Source organism: Burkholderia sp. 9775_39, assembly GCF_015712225.1.
In the GTDB taxonomy this organism is placed as follows: Bacteria; Pseudomonadota; Gammaproteobacteria; order Burkholderiales; family Burkholderiaceae; genus Burkholderia; species Burkholderia cenocepacia.
In genome coordinates, this window is the sequence record NZ_JACCQC010000020.1 from 13,490 (window position 1) to 27,073 (window position 13,584).

The 13,584-nt window shown below is 70.1% G+C and carries 15 protein-coding genes; 6 read left to right on the top strand and 9 right to left on the bottom strand.

From position 1 onward, the window contains the following. The first annotated feature begins 30 nt into the window (after window positions 1-30). Both H0X90_RS24635 and H0X90_RS24640 read left to right on the top strand, forming a co-directional pair. The gene (locus H0X90_RS24635; RefSeq protein ID WP_058903681.1) at window positions 31-462 is read left to right on the top strand and encodes a CBS domain-containing protein; all 432 of its coding nucleotides are present in this window, start codon (window positions 31-33) and stop codon (window positions 460-462) included. A 91-nt stretch (window positions 463-553) separates the two neighbouring features. Beyond that, the gene (locus tag H0X90_RS24640; protein WP_006498342.1) at window positions 554-1,036 is read left to right on the top strand and encodes a PRC-barrel domain-containing protein; all 483 of its coding nucleotides are present in this window, start codon (window positions 554-556) and stop codon (window positions 1,034-1,036) included. Window positions 1,037-1,157: 121 nt separating this feature from the next. Here the strand turns inward: H0X90_RS24640 and H0X90_RS24645 are convergent, their stop codons facing one another. Next, window positions 1,158-1,637 (bottom strand): response regulator, encoded by a 480-nt coding sequence (locus H0X90_RS24645; RefSeq protein WP_058903682.1) that lies wholly within the window; start codon window positions 1,635-1,637, stop codon window positions 1,158-1,160. Between the two features lie 233 nt (window positions 1,638-1,870). Here H0X90_RS24645 and H0X90_RS24650 point away from each other — a divergent pair, with 233 nt between their 5' ends. Beyond that, window positions 1,871-2,536, top strand: coding sequence for a UdgX family uracil-DNA binding protein (locus H0X90_RS24650; protein WP_077176128.1), 666 nt, complete (start codon window positions 1,871-1,873; stop codon window positions 2,534-2,536). Continuing rightward, the gene (locus tag H0X90_RS24655) at window positions 2,533-3,837 is read left to right on the top strand and encodes an NRAMP family divalent metal transporter (protein ID WP_077176119.1); all 1,305 of its coding nucleotides are present in this window, start codon (window positions 2,533-2,535) and stop codon (window positions 3,835-3,837) included. The genes H0X90_RS24650 and H0X90_RS24655 overlap by 4 nt, the downstream gene beginning before the upstream one ends. An 87-nt stretch (window positions 3,838-3,924) precedes the next feature. Here H0X90_RS24655 and H0X90_RS24660 read toward each other — a convergent pair whose 3' ends face one another. The 7 genes from H0X90_RS24660 to H0X90_RS24690 all read right to left on the bottom strand — a co-directional run bounded on the left by H0X90_RS24660 (window position 3,925) and on the right by H0X90_RS24690 (window position 8,639). Beyond that, on the bottom strand, window positions 3,925-4,536 hold the full coding sequence (locus H0X90_RS24660) for a hypothetical protein (RefSeq protein WP_006498349.1): 612 nt from the start codon (window positions 4,534-4,536) through the stop codon (window positions 3,925-3,927). Window positions 4,537-4,595: 59 nt separating this feature from the next. Continuing rightward, entirely contained in the window at window positions 4,596-5,210 is a 615-nt protein-coding gene (locus H0X90_RS24665) for a DUF4142 domain-containing protein (protein WP_034203636.1), read from the bottom strand. 34 nt (window positions 5,211-5,244) lie between these two features. Then, entirely contained in the window at window positions 5,245-6,102 is an 858-nt protein-coding gene (locus tag H0X90_RS24670; RefSeq protein ID WP_006498351.1) for an SDR family oxidoreductase, read from the bottom strand. A 128-nt stretch (window positions 6,103-6,230) separates the two neighbouring features. Beyond that, window positions 6,231-6,797, bottom strand: coding sequence for a hypothetical protein (locus tag H0X90_RS24675; RefSeq protein WP_077189917.1), 567 nt, complete (start codon window positions 6,795-6,797; stop codon window positions 6,231-6,233). Between the two features lie 60 nt (window positions 6,798-6,857). After that, on the bottom strand, window positions 6,858-7,157 hold the full coding sequence (locus H0X90_RS24680) for a DUF2795 domain-containing protein (protein ID WP_006498358.1): 300 nt from the start codon (window positions 7,155-7,157) through the stop codon (window positions 6,858-6,860). Window positions 7,158-7,184: 27 nt separating this feature from the next. Then, the gene (locus H0X90_RS24685) at window positions 7,185-8,213 is read right to left on the bottom strand and encodes an SDR family oxidoreductase (protein ID WP_006498359.1); all 1,029 of its coding nucleotides are present in this window, start codon (window positions 8,211-8,213) and stop codon (window positions 7,185-7,187) included. Window positions 8,214-8,243: 30 nt separating this feature from the next. Beyond that, entirely contained in the window at window positions 8,244-8,639 is a 396-nt protein-coding gene (locus H0X90_RS24690) for a BON domain-containing protein (RefSeq protein WP_077189918.1), read from the bottom strand. Between the two features lie 244 nt (window positions 8,640-8,883). Between H0X90_RS24690 and H0X90_RS24695 the strand changes: the two genes are divergently transcribed. Both H0X90_RS24695 and H0X90_RS24700 read left to right on the top strand, forming a co-directional pair. Continuing rightward, on the top strand, window positions 8,884-10,203 hold the full coding sequence (locus H0X90_RS24695) for a glycosyltransferase family 1 protein (RefSeq protein WP_077189924.1): 1,320 nt from the start codon (window positions 8,884-8,886) through the stop codon (window positions 10,201-10,203). Beyond that, on the top strand, window positions 10,203-11,249 hold the full coding sequence (locus H0X90_RS24700; RefSeq protein WP_077189919.1) for a UDP-glucuronic acid decarboxylase family protein: 1,047 nt from the start codon (window positions 10,203-10,205) through the stop codon (window positions 11,247-11,249). Before H0X90_RS24695 ends, H0X90_RS24700 begins: the two co-directional genes overlap by 1 nt. Before the next feature lie 24 nt (window positions 11,250-11,273). On the opposite strand, the gene H0X90_RS24705 is transcribed toward H0X90_RS24700, so the two are convergent. Next, the gene (locus H0X90_RS24705) at window positions 11,274-13,580 is read right to left on the bottom strand and encodes an ATP-binding protein (protein WP_077176116.1); all 2,307 of its coding nucleotides are present in this window, start codon (window positions 13,578-13,580) and stop codon (window positions 11,274-11,276) included. Between the last annotated feature and the right edge of the window lie 4 nt (window positions 13,581-13,584).

Genomic DNA, 13,584 nt, shown 5'->3' on the forward strand with positions numbered 1-13,584 from the left:
TTGCTTCACCCAACCCGCAAGGAGAATTTCATGCATCGCGTCAACGAAATCATGTCGCAGGACGTCGTGCGGATCGCCCCGACCGACTCGATCCGTCATGCCGCCCAACTGATGGAGCGCTACGACATCGGCGCGCTGCCCGTGTGCGACAACAACCGGCTGATCGGGATGGTGACGGACCGCGATCTCGCGGTGCGCGCGATCTCGGCCGGCAAGCCGCCGGAGACGCGGATCCACGAGGTCGCGTCCGGCCCAATCGAATGGTGCTTCGACGACGATTCGCTGGACGAGATCCAGCACTACATGGCCGACGCGCAACTGCGCCGGCTGCCCGTCGTCGATCACGACAAGCGGCTCGTCGGCATGCTGTCGCTGGCCGACATCGCGACGCGCACGGCCAGCCCCGAGCGCGACGACGTCGCGAACACGCTGGAAGGCGTGTCGCAACCGAAGCAGACGTGACGGAGCGCTTTTTCCGCTTCGCCCGACCACCCCGCGCGACCCGCTGGGCCCATCCGGGCACGGTCGCGCCCCACGCAGCCTGGAGGAAACCATGCAGACTCCCGATCAAGGTCAGACCCGCATCATCGGCAAGGGCGCCGCGACGGCGGCCGGCCCCGGCCCCGACGTGATGGCAGCCGATACGCTGGAAGGCGACAAGGTTTATACGACCGACGGCGACGATGTCGGCAAGATCAAGGACATCATGCTCGACGTGCGCTCCGGCCGCATCGCGTATGCGGTGCTGTCGAGCGGCGGCATTCTCGGCATCGGCGACAAGCTGCACGCGATTCCGTGGAGCGCGCTGACGCTCGACACCGAGCGCAAGTGCTTCCTGCTGTCGGTATCGTCCGAGCGGATCCGCAATGCGCCGGGGTTCGACAAGGACCACTGGCCGGCAATGGCCGACCCGCAATGGGCCGAGCCGCTGCACGAGTTCTACGGCAGCACCCCGTACTGGAGTGCCGGCGACGAACTCGGGCTGACCGACCCGACCGAGGACCTCGACGATCCGCGTACGCGCGGCCGTCACTGACCGCCCACTGACGCGCGCCGGTTCGCCGGCGCCTCCGTTCGACAGCCCCGCCTCGCGCGGGGCGTTTTTTTGTCCTCGCGCCGCGGTGGCCGGCGCCGCACCCGGCGCACCGCCCGCCTTTTTACAAGGGTCGTGTAACGTCCCCGTCCGGCTTCGCAGCACCGCCGCTCGCCGATTCGAGGTAGCCCAGCAGCCGGTGCGGCGTCAACGGCTTCGCGCAGTGCGCGTCGAAGCCGGCTTCCTTCGCCCGTTCGCAATCGCGCCGCGATGCGAGCCCGCTGCACGCGACCAGCAGCATGTCCGACGTTCGCGGATCGCGCCGCAGCAGCGTCGCGAGCTGCAACCCGTCGAGGCCCGGCATCGCGATGTCGAGCACCACCGCGAACGGCTGCCAGTCGCGCGCGACGTCGCACACGGCGAACGGATCGTCGGCGACCCGGCACTCGAAGCCGCGCGCCTCGAGCAGCAGGCGCAGCGCATCCGCCGCATCGCGATAATCGTCGACGACCAGCACGCGGCGCGGGCGGCGCGGCACGCTGTCGGGGGCGCGCCACAGCAGCACGTCGTCGGCGGCCGGATCGTCGCCGGGATCGGGTTGCATCGTGCTTCTCCTGTCGTTGGACCGGCTTGCGCCGCAAGGCGCGCGCCCATACCGACTGCATGCGGCATGCCGGTTGCTGCATGTTTCGCATCGTCGACCCTGGAGTCCTTCATGCGCGCGATGCGGTTTCAAGCGTCCGGTTTGCGTCCCTCTGCGCGTGCGACCACGTGCGCGCCGGCATGTTCCGCGCGATCGCGGCGCGCCGCTGTTTCGGCCTGCGCCGGAGGCGCCGCATGACCCGCAAAGCACCCGACCGTCCGACGCCGACGCCGGCCGACGACGATGCGCCGTCCACGCTCGACGCATGCCGCCGCTGCGCGCTGTGGGAACACGCGACGCAACCGGTGCCGGGCGCCGGGCCCGTCGACGCGCCGATCATGCTGGTCGGCGAACAGCCGGGCGACCAGGAGGACCGCATGGGCCTGCCGTTCGTCGGCGCGGCCGGCCGCATGCTCGACCGCGCCCTCGACGAAGCGGGGATCGAGCGCACGCACGTCTACCTGACGAACGCGGTCAAGCACTTCAAATGGGAGCCGCGCGGCAAGCGGCGGCTGCACAAGACGCCCGCGCAGCGCGAAGTGGCCGCGTGCCACTACTGGCTCGAACGCGAGCTGCAAGCGGTCCAGCCGCGCGTGGTGGTCGCGCTCGGCGCGACGGCGCTGCGCGCGGTGCTGCAGGACAACGACGCGACGCTGGAGCGCACGCGCGCACCGGTGCGCACCGAGGACGGCCGGATCGTCGTCGCGACCTATCACCCGTCGTACGTGCTGCGCACGCGCGGCGCCGATTCCCGCGAACACGCGTACCGCACGCTGGTCGACGCGCTGCGCACCGCGTCGCGGCTCGCGCGCGAGCGGCGCCACGGCGGCGCACGCCCGTCGCACGGGGACGCCGAATGAGCGGACTGGACGAAGACGCGCGGCCGGCGACCGAGGCGTCGCCGCCCGCCGCGACACCGTGGTATCGGCGGCTCGGCCCCGGGCTGCTCGCGGGCGCGTCCGACGCCGATCCGAGCAACGTCGCCGTCTATGCGCAGGCCGGCAGCCAGTTCGGCTTCAACATGCTGTGGATGATCGTCGTCACGCTGCCGATGATGGTCGCCGTGCAGCTCGCGTCGGCGTTCATCGGGCGCACCAACCGCGAAGGCCTCGTCGCCGGCATCCGCGAGATGTTCTCCGAGCGCCTCGCGAAAGGGCTGATCGCGATCGTCGTGATCGTCAACGTGGTGAACGTCGGGGCGGATCTCGCGGCGATGGGCGACGCGACGGCGCTCGTCGTCGGCGGCCGCAGCTACTGGTATGCGCCGGTCTACGGCCTGGCGTCGCTCGCGCTGCAGGTGCTGATGTCCTATGAGCGCTACGCGCGCTGGCTCAAATGGATGACGCTCGGGCTGCTCGCGTACGTGATCGAACTCGGCTTCGTGCACGTCGACTGGGGCAACCTGTTGCATGCCATCGCGCTGCCGCACATTTCGTTCACGCACGACTACGCGACGACCGCGGTCGCGGTGCTCGGCACGACGCTGAGCCCCTACCTGTTCGTGTGGCAGGCCGCGCTCGAGGTCGAGGAAACCCAGGCCGAGCGCCGCAACGGCGATACGTCGTGCGCGCCGGGCGCGCGCCGCGAGACCGAGCAGCGCATCACGTTCGATACGTGGACCGGCATGGTCGTCACCAACGCGGTGTCGTTCTGCATCATGGTGATCGGCGCGGCCGTGTTCTTCGCGCACGGCCGGCACGACATCGGCAGCACCGCGCAGGCCGCCGAGGCATTGCGGCCGATCGCCGGCGAAGCCGCGTTCCTGGTGTTCGCGTTCGGCATCGTCGGCTGCGGGCTGCTCGCGATTCCCGCGTTCGCGGGCAGCGCCGCCTACGGCTGCGCGGAAGCGTGGCGGTTTCGCGAAGGGCTGAACGAGCCGGTGCGGCGTGCGCCCGCGTTCTACACGGTGCTGGCGCTGTGCGTGATCGTCGGCATCGCGATCTGCTTCAGCCCGATCGACCCGATCCGCGCGTTGTACTGGAGCGCCGTGCTCAACGGCGTCGCGGCGGTGCCGATGCTCGTGCTGGTGATGCTGCTCGCGCGAAAGCGCGACGCGGCCGGCCGGCCCGGCAGCGGCCCGGTATCCAAACTGTTCGGCTGGCTGGCGGTCGCGCTGATGGCGGCGTCGGTGGTGACGATGATCGTCGACATGCTGACGTGAGGATCGAAACAGCGGGATGAAAGCCGTTGCGGACGCAACCGGCTCGACCGGCAGGCGGGCAGCCGCGCCGCCCGCCTGCCCGGGGCGTTACATCATCTTGCCGCGCGAGCGCTCGGCACGTGCCGCATCCGCGGCGGACTCCACCTTCTTCACTTCCTCCGGCGGCGGCAGCACCGCCTTGAAGCCCATCGACTCGATCCACATCTCGCGCGCCCAGCCACGCGTGTGATACAGGTGATGATCCTCGTCGGCCTCCACCTCGTCGTGCGCGGCCTTCAGCGCCTTCGCCGCGTCGCTGTCGGGCAGCTGGTCGGCCGCATAGCCGATCAGCTCCCAGTTCAGGTGATCCTTGGTTTCGGCGAGCACCACGCACTCGGCCGCGACCACCTGCGCGACCGCCGGGTCGGCCTGCTTCTTCGCCTGCTCGATCACCTGCACCAGCGACTTGCCGGTGGCGGCCACCGCGGCGCGCCCCGGCGATTGCGCATCGGGATCGAGGCCGAGCGCGGCGAATACGTTGCGCAGCACCTCCTGGTGGTGCAGCGTCTCGCGATGGTACTTCTCCCATTCCTTGTGCAGGTCCTCGTCGGTCGCGCACTGGAGCGCGGCCTCGTAGATCTGCGCGCCGCCAAGCTCGGTCTCGTATGCCTGGCAGAGCAGTTCGAGGATACCTTCGTGCTTCGATTGCCGTTGGGCCATGACTGCTTCTCCGAAAAAGCGGGCCGCCCGTGCGGCCCAGGGGTGGAACCGGGCGCGCGTTATTGCGCGCCCACCTTGCGTGCGAGCGTCTGCGCCATGCTCAGGTGATGCTTGAGCGTCGGCAGCGTGGATTTGGCGAATGCGCGCAATTGCGCGTCCTTGCCGTCGCGCGCTTCGTCCTCGAACAACGCGACCGCCTTCTGGTGCGCGTCGGGGCCGGCCGCCGCGAGATACGCGGTGTCGAAGTCGTGCCCGCTCTTGCCGCGCAGCGCCTCGACGTCAGGGTCCGAGATCTGTTCGACCTGCGGCTTCATGCCCTTGCGCGCGGCGAGCTCGGTGAGCTTCGCGTTCGCCTTGCCATGATCCGCTACCATCCGTTTCGCGAATGCCCGCACGTCCGCCGACTGCGCCTGCTTCAGCGCGAGCTGGCTGGCCTGCACTTCCGCCTTGCCGGCCATCGCGGCCTTGTCGACGAACTCCGCATCGGCGCCCTTCGGCGCTTTCGCGATGCCGGGGTCGCCGGCGGCGCCCGCGCCCGACGACGGGTTGATCACGCCGCCCGGCACGTGCGAATTCGATGCGGGCGGCTCGCTCGGCATCTGCGCGCGGGCGAGCCCCGACACGGCGAGCACGCCGGCGGCGAGCGCCGCGATCGTCCAGTTGGGTTGTCTCATCAGCTTTCTCCTGGTGCTTGCGTGGAAACGGCCATCAACCGCCGACGATCGAGCCGCCGTTCGGGTGCAGCGTCTGCCCGGTCATGTAGCTCGCGCCTGCCGACGCGAGCAGCACGTAGCAGTCGATCAGTTCGTCCGGTTGCCCCGGCCGCTTGAGCGGCACGTTCGAGCCGAATTTCGCGACCTGCTCGGGCGTGAACGTCGACGGAATCAGCGGCGTCCAGATCGGCCCCGGCGCGACCGCGTTCACGCGGATGTCGCGTTCGGCCAGTTCGATCGACAGCGACCGCGTGAACGCGACGATCGCGCCCTTGGTCGCCGAGTAGTCGGGCAGTTTCGGGCTGCCGTGATACGCGGTGACCGACGCCGTGTTGACGATGCGACCGCCCGCCTTCATGTGCGGCAGCGCGGCCTGCGTGCAGAAGAACATTCCGTACACGTTGGTGCGGAACGTGCGTTCGAGCTGTTCCTCGGACACGTCCTCGATGCCCGGCTGCGGATGCTGCTCGCCTGCGTTGTTCACGAGCACGTCGAGCCGGCCGAGGCGTTCGACCGTGCGGGCCACCGCGTCGTGCGCCTGCCGGCGATCGCCGACGTCGCAGGCGATCGCCTCGCAGCGTCGGCCGGTCTGCTCGATCAGTTGCCGGGTATGCGCGGCGTCGTCGGATTCCTTCAGGTAGACGATCGCGACGTCCGCGCCCTCCTTCGCGAAACCGATCGCCACGGCGCGGCCGATCCCGCTGTCGCCGCCCGTCACGAGCGCGACCTTGCCGGCAAGCTTGCCGCTGCCCACGTAGTCGGCCGCTTCGTCGCGCGGCTTCGGATGCATGTCGCGCTCGGTGCCCGGCTGATGCGTCTGTTTCTGCGGTGGCGGCGTCTGTGCAGTGGTCATGGGGTTCCTCCTTGAACGGGTGCCGCCGATGCTGCGCAAACGGCGTGCCGCGCGCGGCGCACGCCGGCCCGCGCACGGCGGCCGTGTTTTCAGGGTTGACGTTGCAAGCGTCTGGAAAAACGGCGTCGTCAGCGGGGGCCGCCGGACGGGGCTTCGTCGGGCCGGCGTACCGGATCGAAATCGCGCCATTCGCCGTCCTGCCAGTCGCCTTCGACGCGCTCGATCGACTTCGCGCCGGTCGCGCGCAACACGTCTTCGGCGGCGGTCGCGGTGGCGGGCGTCACGCGCGCGGCGAGAATCACGCCCGTTTCGCTCTGCGCGAGCGTGCCCTTGCCTTCGGCCTGCTCGCCGCGCATCCGGCCGAGCGCGCCGCCGAATGCGCCGAGATAGGCGCCGGCCAGCGCGGCGGCGGCCGGCACGAACCAGTAGCGCAGGCCGAGCGCATAGGCGATCAACCCGATGACGATGCCGATCAGCAGCCCGCGGATCGCGCCGACCATCGCGCCGCGCCCGCCGGGCTTCGCCGCGGTGTCGGCATACACGTCGCCGCCGATCGGGAAGCGCGCGTGCTGGCCGCCGGGGTTCAGGAAGAAGATCGACACGTCGTCCGGCCCGAACGCGCGCTCGTAGAGGTGACGCGCCCCACCTTCCGCTTCATCGAACGTCGTGAAACGGCCTGCGACGATCATCGCCATGGTCGTGCTCCTCATGATGGATGCGCCGCGCGCGCGAGCACGCGGCGCGATGGGCGACGCTCACATCAGCCGCCCGAGCTCCTTCGATACCGATGCGGGCGTGTCGTACTCGCGCTCGGGAATCTTGCGCAGCATGTCGAGCACCGCGCGGTCCGCGTTCGAGCGTTCCGCGCACTGCACGACGTCCGCCTTGCTGGCCGGATAGTCCATTCCCTTCAGCGCCTTCTGCACGTCGACCGGGCTCGGCGGCTTGCCGTGCCCCGTCTGGTGCCCGCCCTTGTCGTGGTCCTGCTGGGTGCGCTCGCCTTCGTGCGCGCGCGAGTGGCTGTACTCGTGGCCCGTGTGTTGTCGGGATGTCATGAACGCCTCCTTGGAAAATGAACGAAATCACGCGGACGACCGGCGCGCACGCGCGAACGCGGCAAACACCAGCGCCGCAGCGCCCAGCGCGACCGCGCCGGCGACCTTCGGCCGCTGCACCACCGTGTTGTACGCACAGCTGCGCAGCACCGGCCCCTCCATGCCTTCGCGCTCGTGCAGCGCGTGGCGCGAGTCGTACAGCGCGTTGTCGTCGCGCGGCCGCGCCGGGCGCACCGTGCGCTGGCCGCGCGAGAACAGCGTGGCCGCGACGCGGTCGAACAGGCGCGGCGCGTGGTACGCGCTCGCCGACGTGAACTTGGCGGCGCCGCCGACGAACAGCGTGCGGCGCGGATGCGCGGCCGCGAACAGGATCGCGTCGGCCACCAGGTCGGGGTCGTAGATCGGCGGCGGCAGCTTCGCCTCGACGTTCATGTAGTTCTTCGCGTGCATCACGAACATCGTGTCGATCGCGGCCGGCTTGATCAGCGTGACGGACACCGGCAGGTGATCGGCTTCCATCTCGAGCCGCAGCGAATCGGTGAAGCCCTTCACCGCGTGCTTCGATGCGACGTACGCGCTTTGCAGCGGCACCGGCGCGTCGGACGCCTCGCTGCCCATGTTGATGATCGCGCCGCCGTGGAAATCGCTCTTGCGCCGGAAATGGTCGGCCGCGACGAGCGAGCCGTGCACGACGCCCCAGTAGTTGGTGTCGAACAGCCGGCGCTGATCCTCGAGCGGCACCTGGGCCGCCGTGCCGAAGATCGATACGCCCGCATTGTTGATCCAGGTGTCGAAGCCGCCGTAGGTGTCGGCCGCCGCCGCGGCCGCGCGCTGCAGATCCTCGACGTTGCCGACGTCGCCGGCGACCGGCACCGCGAGGCCGCCGTGCTGGCGGATTTCCTCGCACAGCGTGTTCAGCGCTTCCTCGTTGCGCGCGAACAGCACGAGCTTCGCGCCGCGCCGGGCCGCCTTGCGCGCGGTGACGAGACCGATGCCGCTCGTCGCGCCGGTAATCACGATCGTCTGTTCGCCGACCGGTTTGAGCATGCAGTTCATCACTGGACTCCTGTTACGGTCGCGTCGCGGTTATTTGGGCCGGATGGTCAACTGGTCGCGCACGTCCTGCACGCCGTCGACCTGCTTCACGACGCTGACGGCCTGCGTGCGCTGCTGCTCGTCGGGCACGCTGCCGGTGAGCGTCACGGTGCCGTGCCGCGTCTTCACGTGGATGTCGCCGGCCGACAGGCCGCTCGTGCCGACCAGCTCGGCCTTCGCCTTGGTCGTGATCGTCGCGTCGCGGATCTTCGTGCCGGTGCTCGAATGCGACGACGACGATGCGGCGCCGTCGTCGCCGGCGGCGACCGCGTTCGGCGCGACGACCATGCATGCGGTGGCCGCGGCGATCGCGACCGCCATGCCGGTGCGCATCGCGCGCTGATGGCGGATGCGCGGGGAGCGGGCTTGCAGCTGGAATACCTTCATCGTGACCTCCTTTTCATCGGGCCGGGCGAGCCGGCGGGTGAGCAGAGGTCGCGCAAATCGCGTGCCGCGCCGCGTGCGCCGCATGCCAGCGGGATGCCGCGATCAGACGCCCTTTCATCCAACGCGTTGTAAATTTTTCGGCCCCCCGGGAAGCGGTTTTCCCCGCAATGCAGCGGGCATGCCGATTGCCGGGTCACCGACAACGGTGGCCCGTGTGCGCGGCCCCGATACCGGGAGCAATACCATGCAAAGAATCGCGTTGATCAGTGAACATGCGTCGCCGCTGGGGGTGATCGGCGGCGTCGATGCCGGTGGTCAGAACATCTACGTCGCGAACGTCGCGAAGCAGCTCGCGGAGCGCGGCCTCGACGTCGACGTGTACACCCGCTGCGACAATCCGCATTTGCCGGAAGTCGTGCCGATCGGCCCGCGCATGCGCGTGATCCACGTGCCGGCCGGACCGCCGACCGACGTGCCCAAGGAGCAGTTGCTGCCGTACATGGGCCCGTTCGCGCAGTACATGATCGCGCGAATGCGACGCGAGCCCGATCCGGTCGACGTGATGCACGCGAACTTCTTCATGTCGGGCGACGCGGCGCTGCGCGTGAAAAAGGCGCTCGGCATCCCGCTCGTCACGACGTTCCATGCGCTCGGCCGCGTGCGGCGGCTGCACCAGGGCACGGCCGACGGCTTCCCCGACGCGCGCTTCGCGATCGAGGACACGCTCGCGCGCCGCTCGGACCGCCTGATCGCCGAATGCCCGCAGGATGCGCTGGACCTGACGACGCACTATCGCGCCGATACCGCGCGCATCGAGATCGTGCCGTGCGGCTTCGACGCGCGGGAATTCCGGCCGGTGCCGCGCGTCGATGCGCGCGCGCGGCTCGGCTGGCCGCAGGACGCGTTCGTCATGCTGCAACTGGGGCGCCTCGTGCCGCGCAAGGGCATCGACACCGTGATCGACGCGCTCGCACGCATGCCGCGCGACCCGCAGCGGCCGACCCACCTGTACGTGGTCGGCGGCAGCCAGGCGACGCCCGACCCCGCGCGCGACCCGGAACTCGCGCGGCTCGCCGCGTTCGCGCACGAACTCGGCATCGCGAACCGCGTGACCTTCGTCGGCCGGCGCGATCGCGACGCGCTGCACCTGTACTACAGCGCGGCCGACGTGTTCGTGACGACGCCGTGGTACGAGCCGTTCGGCATCACGCCGGTCGAGGCGATGGCGTGCGCGACGGCGGTGATCGGCAGCGACGTGGGCGGCATCCGCACGACGGTCGACGACGGCACGACCGGCTATCTCGTGCCGCCGCGCGACCCGGCCGCGCTGGCCGCGCGCCTCGTGCAACTGCGCGCGCAACCGGACCTGTGCGCGGCGCTCGGCCGCGCCGGCTACCTGCGCGCGCATCGCTTCTACACCTGGCAAGGCGTCGCCGACCGGCTCGTCGACATCTATCGCGACGTCGCCCACGCGCAGCGCGCCGGCACGTCGGCCGGCACCGGCCGGCGCACGCCGGTCGCCACCACGCGAGGCGTGCTCGCACACCGCAAGGAGAATACGTAATGAAGGGCTACGACCGAAAACGCGTCCTCGTCACCGGCGGCGCCGGCTTTCTCGGTTCGCATCTGTGCGAACGCCTCGTGACCGCCGGCCACGACGTGCTGTGCGTCGACAATTTCTACACGGGCACGAAGGACAACATCGCGCACCTGCTCGATGCGCCGAACTTCGAGCTGATACGGCACGACGTGACGTTTCCGCTCTACGTCGAAGTCGACGAAATCTACAACCTCGCGTGCCCGGCATCGCCCGTCCACTACCAGCGCGACCCGGTGCAGACGACGAAGACCAGCGTGCACGGCGCGATCAACCTGCTCGGCCTCGCCAAGCGCGTGAAGGCGCGCATCCTGCAGGCCTCGACGAGCGAGGTGTACGGCGACCCGGACGTGCATCCGCAGGACGAGCACTATTGCGGCCGCGTCAATCCGACCGGCATCCGCGCGTGCTACGACGAAGGCAAGCGCTGCGCGGAAACGCTGTTCTCCGACTATCACCGCCAGTACGGGGTCGACGTGCGGATCGCGCGGATCTTCAATACGTACGGCCCGCGCATGCACCCGGCCGACGGGCGCGTCGTGTCGAACTTCGTCACGCAGGCGCTCGCGGAACAGCCGTTGACCGTCTACGGCGACGGCAAGCAGACGCGCTCGTTCTGCTACGTGGACGACATGGTCGACGCATTGATCCGGCTGATGGACGAACCGGGCGACGCGAGCGAGCCGGTCAATCTCGGCAGCGACGTCGAGATCGCGATGATCGACGTCGCGCGGGAAGTCGTGCGGATCGTCGGCGCGACCGTGCCGATCGAGTTCCGGCCGCTGCCGTCCGACGATCCGCGCCAGCGGCGGCCGAATCTCGCCGCCGCGCAGAAGCGGCTCGGCTGGCGCGCGACGACGACGTTCGCGAACGGGCTCGCGCACACCGCGCGCTACTTCATCCAGCGCCAGGTCACGCACCACACGCCCGGCGACCTCGTGCGCAGCACGCGAATCGCGTCGCATCTGCTCGCGCAGGTCCATACGCAGAACCGGCCGGCGCCGACCACCTGACGCGGCCGGTACGCGCGACGTGCGTCAGCCGTCGCGCTTCGTCACGTGTGCGATCTTGTGTGCCAGTTCGCGCACGTCGACCGGCTTGCACAGGTAGCCGTCGAAGCCGGCCTCCAGCGCGCGGCGCTCGTCGGCCAGGCCCGCGTGCGCGGTGACGGCCAGCACGCGCACGTCGGATGGACCGCTGTCGCCGTTCAGGGCGCCGCGCCGCAACGCATCGAGCAGCCAGAAGCCGTCTCCGTCGGGCATCGCGAGATCGGACAGCACGACCGTCGGCCGCATGTCGGCCGCCATCGCGAGCGCCTCGCGCCCCGACGACGCGATCGCGACGGCCGCGCCGAACGTGGTCAGCGCGGCCGTCAGGCTCGCGCGCGTGGTCGCGTCGTCATCGACGATCAGGATGCGCTGCGTATCGAGCACGAGCGCGTCGCGGCGGCCGCCTGCCTGCACGATGCTCCACGCCATCGCGCCGCCCGGCTGCCAGCCGGCCGGCAGCGTCACCGTAAACGTCGTGCCGCGATCACGGCCCGCGCTCGCGACGATCACGCTGCCGCCGTGCAGCTCCGCGATATGTCGCACGATCGACAGGCCGAGACCGAGCCCGCGCCGCGGCGACGCGGGCGAATCGTCCGCGCGGCGGAACATGTCGAACACGTATGGCACGAACTCCGTCGCGATGCCCTGCCCGGTATCGGTGACGGTCAGCACCACCTGCGATTCGTCGCGCGCGAGGCCGACCGTCACGCTGCCGCCGCCCGGCGTGAATTTCAGTGCATTCGAGATCAGGTTCGACAGCATCTGCCGCAACCGCTCGGCGTCGCCCGACACGATGCACGCGGTTGCGCCGCAATCGAATTCGAGCACGATGCCGGCCGACGACGCGGCCGTCTGGAACGTGCCGACCAGGTCGGAGAACAGCCGCACGACGTCGACCGGCGTCGCGTCGAGCCGCAGCTTGCCGGTCGCGAGCGACGACGCATCGAGGATGTCGCCGACCATCCGCGTAAGCGAACGCGCGCTGCGGTCGATCGCGTCGATCGCCTGATGCTGCAACGCCTGGTCGCCCGAGTTGCGCAATACCTCGATCCATCCGTAGATCACGTTCAGCGGCGTGCGCAATTCGTGCGACACCGTGGCCAGCAACTCGTCCTTCAGCCGGTTCGACGTGTCGGCCTGGTCGCGTGCGTCGCGCGCGCCCTGCAGCGAGCGCTGCGCACGCAGGTCGCGGCGACGCTGCGCGCCGGTTTCGCGCAGCGTCAGCGACAGCGCGACGCTGGCCCGCGCGTCGCCCTGCACCGGGCACGCCGACACCGTCGCCCGAAACCGCCGGCCGTCGCGCCGCACGCACAGCAGTTCGAGCGGCCCGACCGGCTCGTGCATCGCGTCGAACGCGTCGGCGAGCGGATTGAGCCGCAGCCAGCGCCTCGCGATCAGCGTATCGAACCTGCGGCCGCGCGCATCGGCCTCGTCGTAGCCGAAGATCCGCTGCGCGGCCGGATTCCAGCTCGCAATGCGGCCGTCGCCATCGATCCCGACGATCGCGTCCGGCGCCGCCTCGACGATCGCATGCTGAAGCCGCGATGCGTCGACGCGCGCGCGGTCCGCGCCCGCATCGCGCAGCAGCAATACCGCGCCGTCGAGATTGCCGTCCCCATCGCCGATCGGCGACGCCACCGCGACGATCGGCACCGGCTCGCCGCTGCCGGCCTGCAGCCAGTGCCGGTCGGACGTCGCCCCGGCGCCGCCGAGCGCGTGATCGAGCGGCGTGGTCTGCACGCGGCGGCCGTCGTGATCGACGATCCGCAGCACGTCGCGCGCCGGCCGCCCGATCGCGTCGTCCGGCCGGCAGCCGACGAGTGCGGCCGCGGCCGCGTTGAGATAGGTGAGCCGCCCGTTCGGATCGGTCGCGATCACGCCGTGTGGCAACGCGCCCAGCACGGCTTCGAGCTGGCGGCGCGCGCCCGCCTCGCGCCGGCGCGCACGATCGTTCGTGACCCGCGTGTGATGCAGCAGCGACGCGACCGCGCACACCAGCGTCCCGATCAGCATGAACGTGCCGAGCTGCACGAGCCGCTCGGGCAGCGGCGCCGTATAGGCGGCCGGATCGGACAGGAACAGCGTCCACACGAGCAACCCGCTGACCACCGTCGACACGATGCCGAACAGGAACGACGTCGCCCACGCGGCGCCCGCGAGCAACGGGTAATACAGGACGAACGGCAGATTCACGCCGCCGAACCGGATCGCGAGCGTCTGCAGCACGGTCGCGATCGCGACCAGCATCACGGCCGTTGCGTAATTTCCGGCCTGCGGTCGTGCAATTTCAGTCATCGAA